Genomic DNA, 14,672 nt, shown 5'->3' with positions numbered 1-14,672 from the left:
AAGCCTGCCTCCAAAAAGCAGCCTTGAATCAATCCTCTCGCGCCTCGTCAATCGTTCTCAGCGTAAGGCGTTGCCGGGACTGGCCAATATTGCAATTATGCCTGCACGGAGGACTTTATGGCTTTGGTGGAAGTGTTTGAGGGCGAGGATCCGGAAAAGCTACTATTCGTAGCCGACTTCGACTTCCTGCCGCGCGTTGGCGAACACCTTGCCCGAGATACGGAAGGCTTTTTCGAGTATTATAACGTCGTCAAAATCTGGCACCGGCAGGACACTGCGGAAGGCACCTTTCGGGCGTGCCTGCTTGTGACGCTCGATGATTGAGAACCCCAAATTTGTCCACGCCGCCTAAATCCCCATATACGTCGCGCACCAAATCACCGATGGCGCGCCACGCAAGCGCCCCACCCGGGCTGCCGAGAAAATGTGCGTATGCAAAGCGGAACATCGGCCAATGATGTCCCGGCGGCGCAAAAGCGTCAATGCTGGTTTGAAAGTTGGCGCCGGGGGCAAACGGGCCCTGTCACGCAACAGGGCCAAAACCTGTTGCAAACCGGTGCAAAACCGGATGCCCCGCGAGGATTCGAACCTCGATAAACGGAATCAGAATCCGTTGTCTTACCATTAGACGACGGGGCAATGGAGGCGCGCAATTAGGCGGGTGGCCCGCAGGTGTCAAGACGGACGCGGCGGCATGCCTTGCAGGTCTGTCACGACAGCGCTACATATTGGTCCAAGTACCCGGCCGGTATGTTCCGGCGATGGGAAAACATAAGCGAATTTGACAAGCAATGGCCGACATCCATGCGTCGGCAGGACACGCGGGCAAGCGGCCCGGGCGGAAGCGGCGGCGAAAGCCCGGCTCTGCCAGGGCAACCGCGATACAGACCCCCGCCCGCCCTGCCGTGACCGGTGCGCAAGCCGCCCGGGCAGAGCAGATCCCGCCCCTTTCGGTGCCCGCAGACGCGCCCGTGGTGCAGGCCGATCCCGCGGCCGCGGCGCCTGCGCCACCGCAGGCCATTGCCGGGCGCGGCAATCCTGCCAACCGTCCGCTGCCGTTCCACCGTCAGGCCTATGCCGCAATCGACCTTGGCACCAACAATTGCCGGCTGCTGATTGCGCGGCCCTCGGGCGATCATTTCGTGGTGATCGACGCGTTCAGCCGCGTGGTGCGGCTGGGCGAAGGGCTGGCGCAATCGGGCAGGCTGTCGGACGCGGCGATGGATCGTGCGCTGGCCGCGCTGCATATCTGTGCCGACAAGCTGCGCCGCCGCAATGTCCATCTGGCGCGCTCGGTGGCAACCGAGGCCTGTCGGCGCGCCACCAATGGCGCTGAATTCATCGAACGCGTGCGCAACGAAACCGGGATCCGGCTGGACATCATCACCGCGCGCGAAGAGGCGCGGCTGGCCGTGCTGGGCTGCCATATCCTGCTGGAACATGGCGAAGGCCCCGCGATGATTTTCGACATCGGCGGCGGATCGACCGAAATGGTGCTGGTCGATACCACCGACCCGGTGCCGCGCATTCTGGATTGGCAATCGGTGCCGTGGGGCGTTGTTTCGCTGACCGAAGTGATCGGCACCGTCGCCGACAGCGCCGAGGCACGCGCCGCCGCCTATGCCGAGATGCGCCGCCTGGTGCATGAAGGCTTTGCCAGCTTTGCCGAACGCGTGGCGCACGAACACGCCGCGCATCAGGATCGCACCGCGATCCGCCTGCTGGGCACCAGCGGCACCGTCACCACGCTGGCCAGCCTGCACCTGGGCTTGCCGCAATACGATCGCAGCGCGGTCGATGGCGTGATCGTGCCCGCCTCATCGATGCGCGCGATCAGCCAGCGGCTGGCGCATTATTCACCCACCGAACGCATCGCCGTGCCGTGCATCGGGCGCGAGCGCGCCGATCTGGTGGTGGCGGGCTGCGCGATTCTGGAAACCATTCTCGACATCTGGCCCGCAGAGCGTCTGGGCATTGCCGATCGCGGCATTCGCGAAGGCATCCTGCGCAGCCTGATGGCCACCGCCAGCGATGCCGAAAAGGCGCGCCTGGCGCTCCGCCGGCGCGATGGCACATTCAAGGACATGACATGACCCGTTCTGGCCGCGATCCTGGCACCCGGCTGAAGACCGCCAAGGGCCGCACCGCGTCATCGACCCGCTGGCTGACCCGGCAGATCAACGATCCGTATGTGCAAAAGGCCCGCGCCGAAGGCTGGCGCAGCCGCGCTGCATACAAGCTGATCGAACTCGACGAGAAATTCGCGCTGTTGCGGGGCGCCAAGCGCGTGGTCGATCTGGGCATTGCGCCCGGCGGATGGAGCCAGGTGGTGCGCAAACAGGTGCCCCAGGCAAAAATCGTCGGCATCGACCTGTTGCCCACCGATCCGATCGAGGGCGTAACCATCTTCCAGATGGATTTCATGGATGATGCCGCACCGGCCGCGCTGTCGGGTGCGCTGGATGGCGCACCCGATCTGATCCTGTCGGACATGGCCGCCAACACCGTGGGGCACAAACAGACCGACCATTTGCGCACGATGGGCCTGGTTGAAACCGCGGTCGATTTCGCGATTACCCAGTTGGCCCCGGGCGGGGCCTTTGTGGGCAAGGTCTTTGCCGGCGGCACCGACACCACGCTGCTGGCGCTGTTGAAACGCAATTTCACCACGGTGAAACATGCCAAGCCGCCTGCCAGCCGCAAGGATTCGTCGGAATGGTACGTGATCGCGCAAGGCTTCAAGGGGCGTGGGGATTGATTGTTTCCACAGGTTGGATTTTGCACGAATCGGCCCAACCGTCCTAAGGCGCGGCTCTTTCCGATTTGACCTGGAGCTTACACCGATGGCCGATTCCGCCGACGACCGCCTGCGCCTTTTGATCGAGCGTATCGAACGCCTTGAAGAAGAAAAGAAGGGCATCGGCGACGATATCAAGGACGTCTACAGCGAAGCCAAGGCCACCGGCTATGACGCCAAGATCATCCGCCAGATCGTGCGCCTGCGCAAAATGAAGCCCGATGACCGGCGCGAGATGGAAGCGGTTCTGGAAACCTACAAGAACGCACTCGGCATCGACTAATGCCCGGCCAGCAACGCGGCGGCCAGCGTCGCCGCGTTGCCGACAGCGTGCGCCAGTATCGCGCCACGCAATCCGCTGCGCATCCGCAAATAGCCGAACACCAATCCGGCCCAGATTTGCGGCAGCACCATCGGCACCAGCGCCCAGGACAGGCGCGGATAGTTCGTCAGGTGCATCAGGCCGAACACCACCGCCGACAGATGGAACCATACGCCAAACCCGCGTGCAAACCAGCCGGGTGTGTCCAGTCGGCGCAGGCGGTAACAGCCGACGGGCGCTGCAATCACCAGCGCCAGCAATCCGAACACCGCCGCAATCTCGTGCCATTTCACCGTGATCGCCGCCAACAACGCCACCGCGACCAGCGCAAGGGCCAGCAACCACAGCGCGCGCGGACGCCCGGTCAGCCAGCCGCGAAACAGCGCCTCTTCGCCAGGGGGCGCGGCCAGCACCGAGATCGCCACGAGCGCAGGCAGCCGATAGCCGCCAAACGCCTCGGGCGCAGGCAGATGGAACGCGCGTTGCCACAAGGCCAGCGCCACACCCATCACGACCAGCCCGGCCAGATATGTGCCCAGCATGATCGCCCAGCGGCCCCGGCCCTGGCACAAGGGCGCAGGCGGGCAAAGCTGCGGCGCGCGCAGAAACTGACAGAAATCGGCAAGCGTGTGTCGCAGCATGACCCATGCCTTGCCATGCGGCGGGTTAAGGCGGGGTATGCTTTCGCGCCAAACATTGCCCCGGGCCGCGCAACGCGCTAGGGCGCGAACCATTCCGCGCGCGGCGCGCGCCCACAGGTGACATCAAGCAGCACGACCATGGCAGGCCATTCCAAATTCAAGAACATCATGCACCGCAAGGGCGCGCAGGACAAAAAGCGTTCGGCGATGTTTTCCAAGCTGTCGCGCGAAATCACCGTGGCGGCCAAAATGGGCATGCCCGATCCCGACATGAACCCGCGCCTGCGTGCCGCGATCAACGCGGCCAAGGCCCAATCGATGCCCAAGGACAATATCCAGCGCGCAGTCGACAAGGCATCGAAGGGCGACGGCGATAATTACGAAGAGGTGCGCTACGAAGGCTATGGCCCCGGCGGCGTGGCCATCATCGTCGAGGCACTGACCGACAACCGCAACCGCACAGCCACCAATGTGCGCACGGCCTTTGCCAAAAACGGCGGCAATCTGGGCGCATCGGGCGCGGTCAGCCACGGGTTCGAACGGCTGGGCCTGATCGAATATCCAGGCACGGTCGGCGACGAGGACAAAGTGCTCGAAGCCGCGATCGAGGCCGGTGCCGAAGATGTCGAAAGCGACGAGGATTCGCACCAGATCTGGGTCGGGATCGAAAACCTGCATCCGGTCGCGCGCGAACTGGAAAAAGTGCTGGGCGAAGCCGAAGGCGTGAAGCTGGCCTGGCGTCCTTCGCTGAAGGCCACCGTCGATGCCGACACCGCCGCCACGCTGCTGAAGCTGATCGACACGCTGGACGACGATGACGACGTGCAGACGGTCTGGGGCAATTACGAAATCCCCGACGACGTGATGGAGAAGCTGGGTTAACCCCCGGATGGCATGATCATCATCGGCATCGACCCTGGCCTGACCTGCACCGGCTGGGGCGTGATCGCCAAGGCGGGCAGCCGGCTGAGCCATGTCGCCAATGGCCAGATCCGCACCGACACCACCTTGTCGATGGCCGAACGGCTGGTCGAACTGGATGCGGTGCTGACCGACGTCCTGCTGACCCATCGCCCGGATTCCGGCGCGGTCGAAGAAGTGTTCGTCAACGTCAACCCGCAATCAACGCTCAAGCTGGGGCAGGCTCGCGGCGTGGCCATGGTGGCGCTGGCCCGCGCCGGAATGCCGGTGGCCGAATATCCGACAAAGGTGATCAAAAAGGCGCTGGTCGGCACCGGCGGCGCGGCCAAGACCCAGGTTCAGGCGATGCTGAAAGTGCTGTTGCCCGGAGTGAAACTGGCCGGCGAAGACGCCGCCGACGCGTTGGCCGTGGCAATCACCCATGCCAACATGCTGGGCAGTCATCGCTAGGCAAAGGTCTCTGCATCGTCGTCGGCGAACGGCCCGCGCCGCAACGCCGCAGCGCCGCGCACGCCATTGACCAGATAGACCAGCACGACCCCGCCGATCAGCAGCCCGCCAAACTGCAGCGATACCACTTTCCCGATCAGTTCCAGCGTTGCCAGCGCCGCGGTTACACCGCCCCAGACCATCCCCTTGCCCGACCGCAGGCGAAACCCGGCAACAACACCGACCAGCGCCTCGAGCAGACCGCCGATGATCGTGCCGATCGCCAGCGGCGGATTGGTGCGCATCGCAAAGGCCGCCGCCAGCACCGCACCCAGCAGGCCAAGCCCGGCAAACACAAACGCGGCGATCGCACCGGTGCGCGCGGCGGTTTGCGCACCCATGCGCGTGGTCAGATCGGCATCCCACATTGCCACAAGCCAGTCCCCTTCGCAGCCAGACCACGCGGGTTTTTCATTGGCGGGGGCTGTTGGCAAGCGCGAAAGCGCACTACCCAGCGGTGTACTTCAAAAGGAATGCGTGACGATGGAACTCGAGGTTTCTGCCCAATCCAGAGACAAGGCGCTCAATCGGCGCATCGCGATCACGGTGGTGGTGCTGTCGGTGTTTGTCGGGCTGTGTCATATCAAGGATGAAAACACCGTTCAGGGGATGGAGCGCAGCGAAGCGCACGCCATCGACACCTGGAACGAATACCAGGCCAACAAGACCAAACAGCACCTGGCCGAAAACGCCCGCGTGCAATTGGCGGTGCTGGCCCCGCCTGGCAAAGCCGAGGCGGCCATTGCCGCGCTGGATGCCGATATCGCCAAATACAAGGCGCAAAGCCCGCAGCTGTCGGGCAAGGCCGAGGCGCAGGAACGCGCATATGACACCCTGCGGTTTCGTCATGACCAGTTCAACGCCGCCGATGCCGGCGTGGCCACTGCGATTTCGCTGGCGGCAGTGGCGGCGCTGATGGAGGCGGTCGCGCTGTTGTGGGCGGCCTGGGGCTTTGGCGCGTTCGGCATATTTATGGGGTTGAACGCGTTTCTGGGGGGATCGTTTCAGTTGGGCATCCTGAGTTCGCTGCTGGGATAAGCCATCACGAACGGGGTGGCACTCGTGCGCGATCGCGGTTAGAGAACAAACCATGATCGCAAAGTTGACCGGCATCCTTGATGACAGCGGCCCCGACTGGGCAGTGATCGACGTCGGCGGCGTCGGTTACCTGGTGCAGGCTTCGGCGCGCACGCTGGCGCATCTGGGCAACCATGGCGATCGCGTGGTCATCCACACCGAAATGCAGGTCAGCGAAAGCGACATGCGCCTGATCGGCTTTACCAGCGCGGCCGAACGCGCCTGGTTTCGCCTGTTGACCGTGGTCCAGGGCGTGGGATCAAAGGTCGCGCTGGCGATCCTGTCGGCACTGACCGTTGATGAACTGCAGCGTGCCTGCGCCGGGGGCGATGCCGCCATGGTGGCGCGGGCCAACGGCGTGGGTCCGAAACTGGCCAGCCGGATTGTCAACGAATTGAAGGACAAGGCCGGGGGCCTGGCCGGCATGACCGGCGGCGCGGGGATTGCGGCGGAAAACGTGTTTGTCCCGCCCGGGTCGATCAGCGGCGATGCGGTATCGGCCTTGCAAAATCTGGGTTTCAAACCTGCCGTCGCGGCCACGGCCGTAACCGCGGCACTCGAACAACTGGGCGAGCATGCGGCGCTGGGTGATGTGGTGCGCGTGGCGCTGAAACGGGCGACAGCATGACCGACAACCCGCTTTTGTCTGCCCAGGCCCAGATCGAAGATGCCGACGCGGCGATGCGTCCCAAGACGCTGGCCGAATTCGTGGGCCAGGAAACCGCGCGCGAAAACCTCAAAGTGTTCATCACCAGTGCCAAGGCGCGGCGCGAGGCGATGGACCATGTGCTGTTTTTCGGTCCGCCCGGCCTGGGCAAGACCACGCTGGCGCAGATCATCGCACGCGAACTGGGCGTCAATTTCCGCGCCACGTCGGGGCCGGTGATTGCCAAGGCGGGCGATCTGGCCGCGCTTCTGACCAATCTGGAATCGGGCGATGTCTTGTTCATCGACGAAATCCACCGGCTCAATCCCAATGTGGAAGAAGTGCTGTACCCGGCGATGGAAGACCGCGCGCTCGATCTGATCATCGGCGAAGGGCCGTCGGCGCGGTCGGTGCGCATCGATCTGCCGCCGTTCACGCTGATCGGGGCGACCACACGGCAGGGGCTGTTGCAGACGCCGTTGCGCGACCGGTTCGGCATTCCGGTGCGGTTGCAGTTCTATACCGTGCCCGAACTGGAACGCGTGGTCACGCGCGGCGCCGGGCTGATGGGCATCGGCATTCACCCCGACGGCGCGCGCGAAATTGCGCGGCGCGCGCGCGGCACCCCGCGCGTGGCCGGGCGGTTGCTGCGCCGGGTGCGCGATTTTGCGCAAGTGGCTGGCCTGGAATCGATCTCGCAGGAACTGGCGGATTCGGCCCTGACCCGGCTTGAAGTCGATTCGATCGGGCTTGACCTGCAGGATCGGCGATACCTGATGATGATCGCCGACATCTACAAGGGCGGCCCGGTCGGGGTGGAGACGCTGGCCGCGGGCCTGTCCGAACCGCGCGACACGATCGAGGAAGTGATCGAGCCCTATCTGATCCAGCTCGGGCTGGTGGCGCGCACCGCGCGCGGCCGCTGCCTCAACGATCGCGCCTGGCACCATCTCGGCCTGCCCATGCCGCAACAGACCGGGGTCCAGACCGGATTGTTCGACCCCGAATCATGATACCCGGCCGGTAATACCCGGCCCTTGCCGCGTACAGTAACCGATGCCGCAGATTCGGTCCCGTTTCGGCACAGAGTTAACCGATCTGACAGTCATTCCCGATATGACCGCATTCGGCCAGTCCGAAACTGGTTAATTGCGTTGCCCTGTGCCGCCGTATCTGCGCTTGTTCGAGCAGGGACATGTGTCCCGCTCGCCATGGTCCCGGTCGGTTCATGGCGTGACTGGAGGATAAGGCGGCAATCATGTCGGTTCGTATGGCATTGGCAAAACTGGCGGCTGTGGCAGCTGGCGGCGCTGCGCTCGGCGGCGGCGCGGTGCACATCTCCGAAGCGCCCTCGGCCTCGGAACTCCATCACGTCAAGCCGATCAAGATCAAGCATGTCAAAGGCCCGCGCATGGCGGTCAAAGCCGTGCCCCACATGATCCACCACCCGGCGCGCCGTATCGTGCGCACCACGGTAACCCGTTCGTGCCAGCAGCCGCAGCAATTGGCGATGCTGCCTGTGCCCTATATGCCGCCGGCACCACCCCAGACGCTTGCCGGTGGCGCGGGCGGCCAGGTTGTGGTCGAAGGCGGCGGTGGCGGCGGCTTTGGCGGCGGTTTCTTCGGCGGGTTCTTTGGCGGCGGCAGCAGCGGGGGCGGCGGCAATGTCGTGGTATCGTCCACCACCACTGGCGGTACGTCGACCACATCAGGCAATATCACGTCGACGTCTTCGGGCAATGTGACCTCGACAACGTCGGGCAATGTCACATCGTCGACTTCGTCGGGCAACGTGACTTCGACTTCGACGACATCGGGCAACGTCACCTCGACCTCGACGACGTCGGGCAATGTCACGTCGACCTCGACCACGACGTCTTCGGGTAATATCACTTCGACCTCGACGTCGTCGGGCAATGTCTCGACCACATCGGGCAATGTCACGTCGACGTCGACAACGTCGGGCAACGTGTCGACCACCTCGGGCAACGCCACCTCATCGAACGGCACCAGCAGTGGCACCGACGTGCCCGAACCATCGATGGTCATGTTGTTTGGCATGGGTGCCGCCACGCTGGTGGTGCGCCAACGCCGCAAGCCCGTGGCCAAAGCCTGATCTTGTCGCATAGCGCCCGTCTCCAGCGGGCGGTTCGGCAAAAAGGGCGGCGCTCCGCGTGGAGCGCCGCCCTTTTTGTATCCAGACCCACAACACGCGGGCGGCGCCCAAACGGTCCCACCCGCGTGTTGCGCTAATCGATCGATGTGTCCTGCCGGTTCACGCGGCCAGTTTGCGCAGCACGTATTGCAGGATGCCGCCGTTGTTGAAGTATTCGATTTCGTTGGCGGTATCGATGCGGCACAGCGCGGTGAAGGTAAAGCTGGTGCCGTCCTTGCGGGTGACAACCACGTCGACGTCCTGCCGCGGCTTCAGGCTGGCGACACCGGTGATGGTGAAGGTGTCATCGCCGGTCAGGCCCAGCGACAGGCGGGTGTCGCCGTTCTTGAACTGCAGCGGCAGCACGCCCATGCCCACCAGGTTCGACCGGTGGATGCGTTCAAAGCTTTCGACGATCACGGTGCGTACACCCAGCAGCTTGGTGCCCTTGGCCGCCCAGTCGCGCGATGAACCGGTGCCGTATTCCTTGCCCGCGATCACCACGGTGGGCACGCCATCGGCCTTTTGCTGCATCGCCACGTCATAGACCGAGCCGACGTCCGCGCCATAGCGCGACAGGCCGCCTTCGGTGCCGGGCACCATTTCGTTCTTGATGCGGATATTGGCGAAGGTGCCGCGCATCATCACTTCGTGGTGGCCGCGGCGTGCGCCGTACGAGTTGAAATCGGCCTTGGCGACCTGATGCTCCTGCAGCCATTCGCCGGCGGGGCTGTCGGCCTTGATATTGCCGGCCGGACTGATGTGATCGGTGGTGATCGAATCGCCCAGGATCAACAGCGGCTTGGCATCGATGATGTCCTGCACTGCTTCGGGTGTCATGGTCAGGCCATCGAAATAGGGCGGATTGGCGACATACGTCGAACCCGCGCGCCACTGATAGGTTTCCGATCCCGCCACGTTGATCGCCTGCCAGTGCTTGTCGCCCTTGTAGACATCGGCATAGCGCGCCCGGAACATCGCGCGATCCAGCGCCCCTGCCATGACGTGCGCCACTTCGGCATTGGTTGGCCAGATGTCCTTCAGATAGACATCGACGCCATCGGTGCTGGTGCCGATCGGGGTAGTGGTGAAATCCTCGATCACCGTGCCCTTCAACGCATAGGCCACCACCAGCGGCGGGCTGGCGAGGAAATTGGCGCGCACGTCGGGGCTGACGCGGCCTTCGAAATTGCGGTTGCCCGAAATCACCGAGGCGGCGACGATGCCGTGTTCGTTGATCGCCTTGCTGATCGGTTCGGCCAATGGCCCCGAGTTGCCGATGCAGGTGGTGCAGCCATAGCCGACCAGGTTGAACCCGATGTTGTCGAGATGCACCTGCAGCCCGGCCTTGATCAAATAGTCGGTAACCACCTGCGATCCGGGCGCGAGCGAGGTCTTGACCCAGGGCTTGGGCTTCAGGCCGAATTCGTCGGCCTTTTTGGCGACAAGCCCGGCCGCGATCAGGACGCTGGGGTTCGAGGTGTTGGTGCAGCTGGTGATCGCGGCGATCACCACATCGCCATCGCCGATGTCATGGCCCTTGCCATCAACCGGGACGCGGGTCTGGGTCTTCTTGTAGACGTCGGCCAGGTCCTTGTTGAACACGTCGTCGACATTGGGCAGCGTCACCTTGTCCTGCGGGCGCTTGGGCCCTGCCAGCGAAGGCACCACGGTCGACAAGTCAAGCTCCAGCGTGGACGAGAAGATCGGTTCGACCGACGGGTCGATCCAGAAACCCTGTTCGCGGGCATAGGCTTCGACCAGCGCGATCTGGTCCTCTTCGCGGCCGGTCAGGCGCAGATAGTCGATCGTCTTGTCATCGATGCCGAAAAAGCCGCACGTCGCGCCATATTCGGGCGCCATATTGGCCAGCGTCGCACGATCGGCCAGGGTCAGCCCGGCCAGGCCCGGTCCGTAATATTCGACAAACCGCCCGACCACGCCGTGTTTGCGCAGCATGTTGGTTGCGGTCAGCACGAGGTCGGTCGCGGTCACGCCTTCCTTCAGTTCGCCGACGAACTTGAACCCGACCACTTCGGGGATCAGCATCGACACCGGTTGGCCCAGCATTGCGGCCTCGGCCTCGATCCCGCCGACGCCCCAGCCCAGCACACCCAGGCCATTGACCATCGTGGTGTGGCTGTCGGTGCCGACGCAGGTGTCGGGATAGGCCACTGTCACGCCGTCCTGATCGGTGCTGGTCCACACCGCCTGCGCGATGTTTTCCAGATTGACCTGGTGGCAGATACCGGTGCCCGGCGGCACGGCGTAGAAATTGTTGAGGCTTTTGGAACCCCATTTCAGAAAGTCATAGCGTTCGAAATTGCGATGATATTCGATCTCGACATTCTGGTCGAACGCCTGCGGGGTACCGAATTCGTCGACCATGACCGAATGGTCGATCACCAGATTGACCGGCACCAGCGGGTTGATCTTGCTGGTATCGCCACCCAGCTTGGCAATGGCATCGCGCATCGCGGCCAGATCGACCACGCATGGCACCCCGGTGAAATCCTGCAACAGCACGCGCGCGGGGCGATACTGGATCTCGCTCTGCGATTCGACCGGGCTTTTCTGCCAGTCGATCAGCGCCTTGACGTCGTCGGTTGAAACGGTGAAGCCGCCATCTTCAAATCGCAGCAGGTTTTCCAACAGCACTTTCATCGAAAACGGCAGGCGCGAAATGTCGCCATATTTCGCGGCCGCCTTGGCCAGCGAATAATAGGCGAAAGTCTTGCCAGCGACGGTAAGCGTGCTGCGGGCGCCGAGCGTGTCCTGTCCAACCTGGGTCATGGCAATGCGGATTCCCTTATAGTGGCTGCATACCTGCTGCACCGCCCGGGGACCCGGCATCATCCATCAAGGGACAAGACCGGAGCGCGAGACAGGACATGCCTTGCGAAGCGGTTTGCCCGATGCGCGTTTGGCAAGGCCACGTCAAGGGCAGCAAACGGCTAAAAACGCCGGATCCGGCCCGATCGGAAAGAATATCGGCGTTGTGCGCAAGTATTGCGACGCAATTGCAATTAGGCGGGTGTGGGCTGACCGTTGTCGCTGGGCACGCTATGCGTGGCAACGGCCAGAAGGCAGCCGCCAACAATCAGCGCGACGCCTGCGCAGGTGCGCAATGTGACCGGCTCGGCAAACATCCACCACCCGACCAGCGCCGCCCAGATGAACGCGGTATATTCCAGCGGCACCAGCACTTGCGCCTGCGCCCGGGCATAGGCCCAGCCGATCAGCATCAGCGACACGACCGCGAGCACGGCGCCTGCAAACAGCAGCAACGCCTGTGGGCCGGTGGGCATCGCCGCCAGCCAGTATGCCCCCGGCGCAAACAGCAGGCTGATGAACAGATTCTGGAAAAATGCGATTTCGTCGGGCCCGGCCAATTGGGCCTGTTGGCGCTGCACCACCAGATTGATCGCATAGAGCACTGCCGAGGCCAGGATGGCGGCCATGCCGTGCACGGCATCGGGGGTATATTGTCCGCCGAACTTGCCCGCGGCGATCACGCCCACGCCCGCCAAAGCCAGGATCGAGCCGGCAGAAGCCCGCCGATCGATGCGTTCGCCCAGCAGCGCGGCGGCCAGAAACAGCGCAATCAGCGGGGCGATGAACGACAGGGCCATCGCCTCGGCCAAAGGCGTATGGATCGTGCCCCAGAAAAACAGTCCGGCCATCACCCCCGACAGCGCCGATCGCAGAAGATGCAGCCGCAGCACCATCGTGCGCGGCAGCCAGCCGCCGCCGTTGCGCCGCCGCACGGTAATCCACACCGGCGTCATCAGCACCAGGCCGAACACATTGCGCCAGAACAGCGCGGCATAGGCGCCGATCATGATCGAGGCAGCCTTCATCACCCCGTCCATCACGCTGAAACTGCACAGCCCCGCCAATGTCACACAGATCGGGATCAGGAGCGAACGCGGCGGCATGGCGGGGGCATAGCCGCAATGGCCGCGCGTGGCAAAGCGCGGCCAACCCGATCTTTTCCAGCGTCCTGCTTGATTGCGCAGGGCTGCTGGGGCAGGGAGCATGTGGGCAAGATCATTTGCATCGGGCCCGGTAAGATCCATCCCCCACCCCAGGGAAACGCCAGACATGCGCGCACGCCACAGGGCCAGCCAGACCGTCCTGTCTCCCATTGCCATCGCCCTTTGTGCCGGAATGATCGCCACCGGCGCATTGACCGTGCCGTTTGCGGCCGACGCCCAGTCGCAGGGACCGACCGACCTGACCACCCAGGTGCACGTCAGGCCGGCCGCGCCAAAGGTGGTCGGGGCCAAGACCGCCACGCCCAAGACCGGTACGCCCAACACCGCGACACCCAAGACTGCCACGCCAAAAACCGGCGCGGCAAAGGTGCCGGCGCCCAAACCCGCGCTGCGCCCGGCTTCGGCGACGGCGACAGGCGCTGCCGCCGCGCAGTTCGAAGTGGAATTGCCCGAATCGCTGCCCGTGGCGACCTGGACGCTGGACGATGCGCAGGCCTTGCTGGTGGCGATCAGGGGCGTCGGTGCCGATGGCCTGTTCGCGCGCGATTACCAGCCGGCCGCGCTGGCGGCCCAGATCGCCAAGGGCGAGGGGCCCGATCTCGACACGCTGGCCAGCCACCTGTTCATCTGGCTGGCCGAAGATCTGCGCGATGGCCGCACACCGATGGTGGCGCGCGAGCAATGGTTTGCGGTCGATCCCGACCAGGACCTGCATCCCAACGCGCAATTGCTGTCCGAAGCGACCGAATTGCATGACGTGCCGGGCGTGCTGGCCTCCTTGACGCCCACGCACCCCGACTATGCGCTGCTGAAGGATGCGCTGGCCCGGGCCAAGGACCCCAAACAGATCGCGATGATCCGTGCCAACATGGACCGCTGGCGCTGGCTGGGGCGCGATCTGGGCCTGCAATATCTGATGATCAACGTGCCCGAACAGGTCTTGCGCCTGACGGTCAACAACAAGATCATTCACACCTATCGCGCAATTGTCGGCCGCCCGGGCAAGACCGCCACGCCGCAATTGGCCGAACAGGTCAAGAATGTGGTGTTCAATCCCACCTGGACCGTGCCGCAATCGATCGTGGTGGGTGAAGGCCTGGGTGCAAAGCTGATCGACAATCCCGCCAAGGCCAGACGCGAAGGCTATGTCGCCACGCGCAACGGCGATGGCACAATCACCGTGGTGCAGCAGCCGGGCGACACCAACTCGCTGGGCCGGGTCAAGCTCGACATGCCCAACGAGCATGCGATCTATATCCACGATACGCCCAATCGCAGCCTGTTTGCCCTGCCCGCCCGCGCGCTGAGCCACGGCTGCGTGCGCGCCGAACACGCCACCGAGCTGGCGATGACAATGGCCATCCTGGGGGCCGAGCTGCCGCCAGAAACCGCGATCGAATACAACCTGTCGGGCAAATATACCAAAGTGCCGATGGCCAAGCCCTTCCCGGTCTACATCGCCTATTTCACCGTGGCGCGCGATGTGAACGGCCTGATGCGCAGCTTTCCCGATATCTATGGGCGCGATCCGGCGGTGCTGGCCAGCTTTGCCCAGCCGCGCCAGTTGCACACCAGCCAGCGCAAGAGCAGCGAGACGGTGATCAAACTCGACAACCCGCTCTAGGC

General features: G+C 64.0%; 15 protein-coding genes and 1 tRNA gene. 11 read left to right on the top strand and 5 right to left on the bottom strand.

All coding sequences use genetic code 11. The features are described from left to right. Positions 1-117 precede the first annotated feature (117 nt). Positions 118-324 carry a hypothetical protein gene (locus G404_RS0109340; protein ID WP_028639520.1) on the top strand — a complete coding sequence of 69 codons (207 nt, stop codon included), beginning with the start codon at positions 118-120 and terminating at the stop codon, positions 322-324. Positions 325-568: 244 nt separating this feature from the next. Here the strand turns inward: G404_RS0109340 and G404_RS0109335 are convergent. Continuing rightward, positions 569-639 (bottom strand) — tRNA-Gln (locus tag G404_RS0109335). 152 nt (positions 640-791) lie between these two features. Here G404_RS0109335 and G404_RS0109330 point away from each other — a divergent pair. The 3 genes from G404_RS0109330 (at position 792) to G404_RS0109320 (ending at position 3,080) form a co-directional block, all read left to right on the top strand. Continuing rightward, the gene (locus tag G404_RS0109330) at positions 792-2,093 is read left to right on the top strand and encodes a Ppx/GppA phosphatase family protein (protein ID WP_028640843.1); all 1,302 of its coding nucleotides are present in this window, start codon (positions 792-794) and stop codon (positions 2,091-2,093) included. Beyond that, positions 2,090-2,758: an RlmE family RNA methyltransferase gene (locus tag G404_RS0109325; RefSeq protein ID WP_028640842.1), complete on the top strand. Its 669-nt coding sequence runs from the start codon at positions 2,090-2,092 to the stop codon at positions 2,756-2,758. Before G404_RS0109330 ends, G404_RS0109325 begins: the two co-directional genes overlap by 4 nt. A gap of 85 nt (positions 2,759-2,843) precedes the next feature. Continuing rightward, positions 2,844-3,080: a DUF2312 domain-containing protein gene (locus tag G404_RS0109320; RefSeq protein ID WP_028640841.1), complete on the top strand. Its 237-nt coding sequence runs from the start codon at positions 2,844-2,846 to the stop codon at positions 3,078-3,080. Here the strand turns inward: G404_RS0109320 and G404_RS0109315 are convergent. Then, the gene (locus G404_RS0109315) at positions 3,077-3,760 is read right to left on the bottom strand and encodes a CPBP family intramembrane glutamic endopeptidase (protein ID WP_156906256.1); all 684 of its coding nucleotides are present in this window, start codon (positions 3,758-3,760) and stop codon (positions 3,077-3,079) included. The two genes, G404_RS0109320 and G404_RS0109315, sit on opposite strands and share 4 nt — an antisense overlap. A 138-nt stretch (positions 3,761-3,898) precedes the next feature. Between G404_RS0109315 and G404_RS0109310 the strand changes: the two genes are divergently transcribed. Together G404_RS0109310 and ruvC are read left to right on the top strand one after the other, a co-directional pair. Continuing rightward, positions 3,899-4,642: a YebC/PmpR family DNA-binding transcriptional regulator gene (locus G404_RS0109310; RefSeq protein ID WP_028640839.1), complete on the top strand. Its 744-nt coding sequence runs from the start codon at positions 3,899-3,901 to the stop codon at positions 4,640-4,642. A gap of 12 nt (positions 4,643-4,654) precedes the next feature. Then, positions 4,655-5,131 carry a crossover junction endodeoxyribonuclease RuvC gene (gene ruvC, locus G404_RS0109305; protein ID WP_028640838.1) on the top strand — a complete coding sequence of 159 codons (477 nt, stop codon included), beginning with the start codon at positions 4,655-4,657 and terminating at the stop codon, positions 5,129-5,131. On the opposite strand, the gene G404_RS0109300 is transcribed toward ruvC, so the two are convergent. Beyond that, positions 5,128-5,544 (bottom strand): hypothetical protein, encoded by a 417-nt coding sequence (locus G404_RS0109300; RefSeq protein WP_156906255.1) that lies wholly within the window; start codon positions 5,542-5,544, stop codon positions 5,128-5,130. The two genes, ruvC and G404_RS0109300, sit on opposite strands and share 4 nt — an antisense overlap. 109 nt (positions 5,545-5,653) lie before the next feature. Here G404_RS0109300 and G404_RS0109295 point away from each other — a divergent pair, with 109 nt between their 5' ends. From G404_RS0109295 to G404_RS19830, 4 genes are all read left to right on the top strand, one after another. After that, positions 5,654-6,208, top strand: coding sequence for a DUF4337 domain-containing protein (locus tag G404_RS0109295; protein WP_028640836.1), 555 nt, complete (start codon positions 5,654-5,656; stop codon positions 6,206-6,208). 52 nt (positions 6,209-6,260) lie between these two features. Then, positions 6,261-6,875: a Holliday junction branch migration protein RuvA gene (gene ruvA / locus G404_RS0109290; protein WP_028640835.1), complete on the top strand. Its 615-nt coding sequence runs from the start codon at positions 6,261-6,263 to the stop codon at positions 6,873-6,875. Beyond that, positions 6,872-7,906, top strand: a complete 1,035-nt coding sequence (ruvB, locus tag G404_RS0109285; protein ID WP_028640834.1) for a Holliday junction branch migration DNA helicase RuvB — start codon at positions 6,872-6,874, stop codon at positions 7,904-7,906. Before ruvA ends, ruvB begins: the two co-directional genes overlap by 4 nt. 245 nt (positions 7,907-8,151) lie before the next feature. After that, positions 8,152-9,009: a PEP-CTERM sorting domain-containing protein gene (locus G404_RS19830; RefSeq protein ID WP_028640833.1), complete on the top strand. Its 858-nt coding sequence runs from the start codon at positions 8,152-8,154 to the stop codon at positions 9,007-9,009. A gap of 159 nt (positions 9,010-9,168) precedes the next feature. On the opposite strand, the gene acnA is transcribed toward G404_RS19830, so the two are convergent. Then, on the bottom strand, positions 9,169-11,841 hold the full coding sequence (gene acnA, locus G404_RS0109275; RefSeq protein ID WP_028640832.1) for an aconitate hydratase AcnA: 2,673 nt from the start codon (positions 11,839-11,841) through the stop codon (positions 9,169-9,171). A 233-nt stretch (positions 11,842-12,074) separates the two neighbouring features. Further along, positions 12,075-12,986 carry a DMT family transporter gene (locus G404_RS18670; protein WP_036520970.1) on the bottom strand — a complete coding sequence of 304 codons (912 nt, stop codon included), beginning with the start codon at positions 12,984-12,986 and terminating at the stop codon, positions 12,075-12,077. Positions 12,987-13,152: 166 nt separating this feature from the next. On the opposite strand from G404_RS18670, the gene G404_RS0109265 reads away from it, so the two are divergent. Then, the gene (locus G404_RS0109265) at positions 13,153-14,670 is read left to right on the top strand and encodes a L,D-transpeptidase family protein (protein WP_028640831.1); all 1,518 of its coding nucleotides are present in this window, start codon (positions 13,153-13,155) and stop codon (positions 14,668-14,670) included. Positions 14,671-14,672 lie beyond the last annotated feature (2 nt).

This window comes from Novosphingobium acidiphilum DSM 19966 (genome assembly GCF_000429005.1).
In the GTDB taxonomy this organism is placed as follows: Bacteria; Pseudomonadota; Alphaproteobacteria; order Sphingomonadales; family Sphingomonadaceae; genus Novosphingobium; species Novosphingobium acidiphilum.
Note: the sequence above shows the minus strand (reverse complement) of the source record. Positions and strands in the feature narration are given on the sequence as shown.